Below are 6593 nucleotides of genomic sequence, written 5' to 3' on the forward strand. Positions count from 1 at the left end.
ACGATGCCTACGGCTCGCCCCCCGAGACGCGCAAAGCCGACCACCAGGTTTTGGGCAAAGTCCTTGTGCACTTCCAAGAAATCGCCCGCGTCCACAACCCGCTTGATGACCTCCTTGATATCGTACGGCTTCGTGGGACTATCGGGCACAATGTCGTCCAGTTCCGAGTCCTGGCGGTCTGAGGGGTCGTCACACGGTGCAGACGGGGGGTCCTCAAGATTGTTCAGCGGCAGATAGCTGAAAAGCCTGCGGGTGGTGCTCAGTGCTTCCGCCTCGGAGGCGCACGCAAAGTGGGCCACGCCCGATTTGGTGGCGTGCACGTCTGCTCCCCCCAGTTCATTGAAGGTCACCTCCTCATGGGTGACCGTCTTCACCACGTTCGGACCGGTGACAAACATGTAGCTGGTCTCTTTGACCATGATGATGAAATCGGTGATGGCAGGCGAGTAGACCGCGCCCCCGGCGCACGGGCCCATGATGACGCTGATCTGCGGGATGACGCCCGACGCCTGCGTGTTGCGCCAGAAAATCTCCGCATAGCCACCCAGACTTTCCACGCCTTCTTGGATACGCGCCCCGCCGGAATCGTTCAAACCGATCACCGGTATGCCCAGATTCAGCGCCATATCCATCACCTTGCAAATCTTTTCGGCGAAGGTTTCGGATAGCGAGCCGCCGAAAACGGTGAAGTCCTGAGAGAAGACAAAGACCGGCCGGCCGTCGATGGTGCCGTGCCCCGTGACCACGCCGTCGCCGAGGTAGCTCTCCTTGTCCAGGCCGAAGTCCCGACAGCGGTGGCGCTTGAACATGTCGTATTCTTCGAAGCTCCCCTCGTCCAGGAGCAGGTCCAGCCGTTCGCGGGCAGTCAGCTTCCCTTTGCGGTGCTGCGCTTCGATGCGCTCCGGGCCACCGCCGAGGCGAGCCTGTTCCCGGAGCTCACGAAGGTGAGCGAGTCGGTCATCAGAGGGCATCTTCACTTTCCGCTCCTTGGGCCGCCACAATCTCCAATGTGCCGTCGCGTTCGATAATCTTGCCGATTTTCACGTGGACGTCGTGATCAAGAGCAACCAGCCACCCCTCGGCCGCAAGGCGGGGGAGGAGTTCCCTTTTTGCCTCCAAGGTGCGCAAAGGGAAGGTGTCGACGCCAGCGATGTAGGCCAAGCGCACGTGCGCAGTAGTAGGGAGGAGGTCGCCCAGATAGACAAGCCGCTCGCCTTGCGAGACGATCTCCACCATCTGGTGGCCGCGGCAATGGCCGCCAGTGAGCCGCACCTCGATGCCTGGCAATATCTGACAGTCGCCCTCAACCAGGCGCAAAAGTCTGCGTTCCTCGAGCACCTTGAGGTGATCCGTAAAGTAAGCCGCCGCGGTGCGCTCGTTAGGCCTCATCGCGTCTTCCCATTCCCACACCTGCACCACGTGCATCGCCTTGGGAAAGGTGGGCTCGGGGGTTTCCAAGAAGCCGGTCACTACTCCTCCAGCGTGATCCGCATGAAGATGGGAGAGAATAACGAGGTCAACATTTTCCGGCGCTACCCCCAAGGCCTGCAGTCCCGCCAACAGACCGGATGGAGCATCAAGGCCAAAGATGCGCCGCTGCTTGGCGGTGAGCAGATCGCCCATGCCCACATCGATGAGCACGGTAGTCTGCGGAGTGCGAACCAGCAGAGTGTTCATGTCCAGCGGCACCAAGTTGTCGTCGTCCGCGGCCACCAGCTTTCGCCAGATAGTCTTCGGCACCACGCCGAACAGGGCGCCGCCGTCGATCTTGAACGTGTTGTCGACCACCGTGTGGATGTCGAATTCTCCCAGCCGCATGCTCAGGCTTTCCTGCGCTGGTCTTTGGTCCAGCAGGACTGCTTTCGGCGAGGCGACGCCACTTTCGCTCTCACTGTTGCGCTTTCCTCCGCTCGGCAATTTCGCGGCGCACATAGTCGATGATTTCCTGCAGCGAAGCGCCGGGGGTGAAGAGCGCCCCAACCCCCATCTGTTGCAGGGCACGGATGTCTTTGTCGGGAATGATGCCACCCCCGAATAAGAGGATGTGATCGGCACCCTGGGCGCGAAGAAGCTCCAGTACCTCAGGAAAGAGCGTCATATGTGCCCCAGACAGCACGCTCATGCCAATCGCATCCACATCTTCCTGGATGGCAGCGCGCACGATGGCCTCGGGCGTCTGGCGTAGGCCCGTGTAGATGACCTCCATGCCCGCATCCCGCAGGGCACTGGCAATGACCTTGATGCCACGATCGTGCCCATCTAAGCCAGGTTTGGCGAGTAAGACGCGGATGGGTCGTTCCACGCGCGGTCCTCCCTTCGCGTAGCCTCAAAGGAGCACCGGTTCCTGGTACTCGCCGAAAACGCTGCGCAATACATCCACGATCTCCCCCTCAGTGGCGTACACCCGCACGCACTCCAGGATGGCCGGTACGGTGTTTTCCGTTCCCTCGGCCACGCGCCGCAGGTCGGCAAGAGCCCTCTGGACCTTGTCATTGTCTCGTTCGCTTCGCAGGCGCTTAAGGGCTACACACTGCTCATGCTCAACAGCAGGGTCGATTTCTAAAATGGGGATGGTGCCGGTGTCCCCCTCTTCCGTGAAGCGGTTGACCCCCACGACGATCCTTTCCTGGTTCTCGATCTGACGCTGGTAGCGGTACGCAGCCTCGGCGATTTCCCGCTGGAAGTAGCCCTGCTCTATGCACTTGAGCACGCCCCCGCGCTTTTCGATCTCGGCAAAATAGGCTTCAGCTCCCTTCTCCATCTGGTCAGTCAGTGCTTCTACGAAGTAGGATCCTGCTAAGGGGTCGATAGTGTTGGCCACACCGATTTCGTACGCCAGGATCTGCTGGGTGCGCAGGGCAATCTTTACCGCGTGCTCGGTGGGCAAAGCATACGTCTCGTCCATGGAGTTGGTGTGCAGGCTCTGAGTGCCTCCCAGCACACCGGCCAAAGCCTCGTAGGCGGTCCGGATGATGTTGTTTTCCGGCTGTTGGGCGGTGAGACTGCAACCGGCAGTCTGGGTGTGGAAGCGGAGCAGCCATGACTCCGGCTTCTTCGCCCCGTACTTGTCGCGCATGTAACGCGCCCAAAGGCGCCGCGCCGCCCGATATTTGGCCACTTCCTCAAACAGATCAAGGTGAGCGTTGAAGAAGAAAGAAAGTCGCGGCGCAAAGACGTCGACATCCAAGCCCGCAGCGATGCCGGCTTCGACATAAGCGAACCCATCGGCGAGCGTGAAGGCCAGCTCTTGCACGGCCGTAGACCCAGCCTCGCGAATGTGATAGCCTGAGATGGAGATGGTGTTCCATTTGGGCACATGCTGGGCACAGAAGGCCATGGTGTCCGTGATGAGGCGCATCGACGGAGCAGGGGGGTAGATCCATTCTTTTTGGGCGATGTACTCTTTGAGGATATCGTTCTGGATGGTGCCCGTGAGCTTCCAAGAGGGGATGCCTTGTTTCTCCGCCACAGCAATGTACATGGCCAACAGGATCGAGGCAGGCGCGTTGATGGTCATGGAGGTAGAGATGCGATCCAGTGGTATGCCCGAGAAGATCACTTCCATGTCCTGCAACGAGTCGACGGCTACGCCGCATCTGCCGACTTCCCCTTTGGAGCGCGGGTGATCGGAATCGTACCCCATGAGCGTCGGCAGGTCAAAGGCAACGGACAACCCAGTCTGTCCGTGGGCCAAGAGATAGTGGAAGCGCTCATTGGTCTGCTTTGCCGAGCCCAAGCCGGCAAACTGGCGCATAGTCCAGAGTTTGCCTCGGTACATCGTGTCGCGCACGCCCCGCGTGAAAGGGAACGAGCCGGGGAAGCCGATGTCTTTTTCAAAGTCTAAATCCTGGATGTCAAGTGGGGTGTAAAGAGGCTGGATGGGGGTACCCGAGACGGTGATGAACTGCCTGTCATCTGCGCACGGCGACTGTGCTGCCCGTGCAGCCCACCGCGCCTTGCCCTGCGCGACCTTGTCGATAAGCTCCTGACTGAAATCCACGCGCCCTCCTGACTTACAGGACTTGCCCCTCAAGGGATCCGGATGCGCTGGTGATATTCAGTCGCAGAGGCTGCGGCTTTGAAGGTCCCACACCCTCGAAGCGGCAGCCTTGTTGACTCATCCCCGTCCCCCCCTGGCTGTGCGAATCGGCGCCCCTGCTCTTGGCGGCCCTGCCAATGCGCCGCAACGGAGCGGCAGCTGCCAGTTGCGAGGCCAGCAAGGTACTGCTACACCGACCTTGTGCCGTGTCGCGGCCTCTGGTCACGACCCTCGGGTGGCCCCAAGACCATGGTCCTCGGCCGGCAAGGGGTGGCCATCGACAGAGCTTCCTCTCTTCCCTCGCTGTCAAAGCCGGCCTGTCTCGCAGGCACCGCGCCGCATGCCCCTCGACCTGGCTTAAGATAACAAATCTCGAGAAAAAGTCAAGGGGAAAAATGAAGCCCACTCAGCTCTTGCCTGACTTCCCCATTGGGCGCAACCTTTTCTCTTGACATTTTCGGCGATTTTTCTTAAAATGCTCTCGGTGAATAGCGTTCAGTTGCTTCAAGCCCTCTCGCGAGGCGGGTATGACAAGCAAGCCAAGCGGGAAGGAGAACTTTGGCGGTAGCCAGGGGTTGCCGAGGGCGGAGCGTTGGGGAAGTGGCACCGCGATGATCGGGGCAGATGCTGTTGCGCGCCTGGTGCCTCTCCGAAAGGTGAAGACGATCAGCGACATGCGCGCTCCTCTGGCGAGGCGCCATGTGGCCAGCGTCGGCTGCCCATCCCCGCTCGCATTGTCTTTTGAATGGCTACTGACGCTACTGGAGAAGACAGCCGCCGGCGTGCGTGAGGTCATCCGCCATTGGCGCACGCCCAAGGCAGGCGGGTTGCTGAACGACAAGTATCCTGGTGGGGTAGAACACGTCAAATCTCTGCTTGGGGGGGAAGGCCACACCATAATCCGGAAGGGAGAGAGCTACATCATCCCAAACTTGCCGGCAGTTTTCTCGAGCCGGGTGCCGCACTTCGTGTGCACGCGTCTAGGCCCCCGAAACAAGGTTGTGAGAAAAGGAAACTCTCCCGTACCGCATGCTGCGTGACAAGGAAGCCTTAGCCGGAAGGCCACTGACTGAGGGACAGGGAACCATGCCGAGGACCGACATTCGAGCGCTGGAATACTATCCGTTCGGGGTTGATCTGAAGGTGCGGATCACCGACCTCAACTACGGCGGGCACCTGGGCAACGACCGCCTGCTCGGCCTCCTCCATGAAGCGCGTGTCGCGTTCCTGGCCAGCCTGGGGTGGTCAGAAATGGACTGCGCGGGCGTCAGTCTCATCATGGGCGACGCAGTGATACGCTATCTGGGACAGGCCTTCGCCGGTGACGTGCTCTGTTTCGAGGTGGGCATGGGCGAAGCGCGGCGCTGTGGTTTCCGCCTCTACTATCGGGTTACTCGCCCAGCCGATGGTGCGACCATCGCCCTCGCCGAAACAGGAATGATCTGTTTTGACTATCAAGCCGGCAAAGTGCGCCCGCTACCGGAACCAGTGAGGGCTTTGTGTATGAGCTCTGCCGGCACCCGGGACGAGGCACATCTAGAGGACGAACCTCCGGCAAAAGAGGGACCAGGCACAATCGTCTGACCAGCAATAAGGAGAAGAAGGAAGAAGGTCTGACTGAACTGCAGGGGACCAGTCACAACACCACGTGCGGCTTGTCTCGGGCTAAGGCAGCCGGTGTTGGGGAGGCAGGGCGTCGGGTTTCCGCCCATGCGGTGTTCCTCGCACAAGCCAGACGGAGGAATAGGGGGGACCAATGAACGCTGAGGTGCACGGGCTTTGTTAGGACAATTCGACCGCAGGGAGAAAAGCACGGAGGATAACGCTTATGACGCCAACCATCAAGCTGCTCCAGCAGAGGCTCAGCGAAGACCACTTCCAGAGGCTAGAACGCATCCGCAATCCGGCCCTCCACGAGTTTGTCGCGGAGTTTGTGGAGCTTTGTGCGCCGGACAGCGTGTTCGTGAGCACAGGATCCGAGGAAGACCGTAACTACATTCGACAGGCTGCCCTCCTCAACCGCGAGGAGGCCAGGTTGGCCATCGCAGGACACACCATCCACTTCGATAGCCCGGCCGATCAGGCTCGCGACAAGCGAGGAACGCAGTTCCTCCTTCGTCCTGGCGAGAACCTTGGCCCGGAGATCAATTCATTGGAAAGGGAGGCCGGCCTGGAGGAGATACGCCCTCTTCTGCGCAACTCTATGGCAGGGCGGCAGATGTTCGTTCTCTTCTACTGCCTGGGCCCTATTGGATCGCCTTTTAGCATCCCTTGTGTCCAGCTTACCGACTCTGCCTATGTGGCGCATAGTGAGGACCTCCTCTATCGCCCGGGCTATGAGGAATTTGTGCGCCTTGGTGAACGAGCGCAGTTCTTCAAGGTCATGCACTCGCAAGGTAGGCTCGAACAGGGAGGGCTCGGCCTGATGGTGAGTGCGGACATCGCCAAACGGAGGGTCTACATCGATCTCGAAAACGAGGTCATTTACAGTGTGAACACGCAGTATGGGGGGAATAGCATCGGGCTCAAGAAGTTGGCAATGCGCTTGGCCATC

6 protein-coding genes are annotated in these 6593 nt (G+C 60.1%); 2 read left to right on the forward strand and 4 right to left on the reverse strand.

All coding sequences use genetic code 11. The features are described 5' to 3' along the window. The 4 genes from H5U38_09380 to H5U38_09395 all read right to left on the reverse strand — a co-directional run. A partial coding sequence (locus tag H5U38_09380; GenBank protein ID MBC7187231.1) for a methylmalonyl-CoA carboxyltransferase occupies nt 1-971 on the reverse strand: 971 nt, incomplete at its 3' end. Next, complete coding sequence (locus H5U38_09385; protein MBC7187232.1) at nt 961-1818, reverse strand: MBL fold metallo-hydrolase; 858 nt, start codon at nt 1816-1818, stop codon at nt 961-963. The genes H5U38_09385 and H5U38_09380, both read right to left, overlap by 11 nt. 70 nt (nt 1819-1888) lie before the next feature. Continuing rightward, nucleotides 1889-2302, reverse strand: a complete 414-nt coding sequence (locus H5U38_09390; protein ID MBC7187233.1) for a cobalamin B12-binding domain-containing protein — start codon at nt 2300-2302, stop codon at nt 1889-1891. A gap of 24 nt (nt 2303-2326) precedes the next feature. Next, nucleotides 2327-3979 (reverse strand): methylmalonyl-CoA mutase family protein, encoded by a 1653-nt coding sequence (locus H5U38_09395; GenBank protein MBC7187234.1) that lies wholly within the window; start codon nt 3977-3979, stop codon nt 2327-2329. A gap of 1146 nt (nt 3980-5125) precedes the next feature. Between H5U38_09395 and H5U38_09400 the strand changes: the two genes are divergently transcribed. Together H5U38_09400 and H5U38_09405 are read left to right on the forward strand one after the other, a co-directional pair. After that, nucleotides 5126-5623, forward strand: a complete 498-nt coding sequence (locus H5U38_09400) for a thioesterase family protein (protein MBC7187235.1) — start codon at nt 5126-5128, stop codon at nt 5621-5623. Between the two features lie 244 nt (nt 5624-5867). After that, nucleotides 5868-6593, forward strand: a 726-nt coding sequence (locus H5U38_09405) for a phosphoenolpyruvate carboxykinase (GenBank protein MBC7187236.1), incomplete at its 3' end; no start/stop codon positions are given.

Source organism: Calditrichota bacterium, assembly GCA_014359355.1.
GTDB lineage: Bacteria > Zhuqueibacterota > Zhuqueibacteria > JANLFK01 > Oleimicrobiaceae > Oleimicrobium.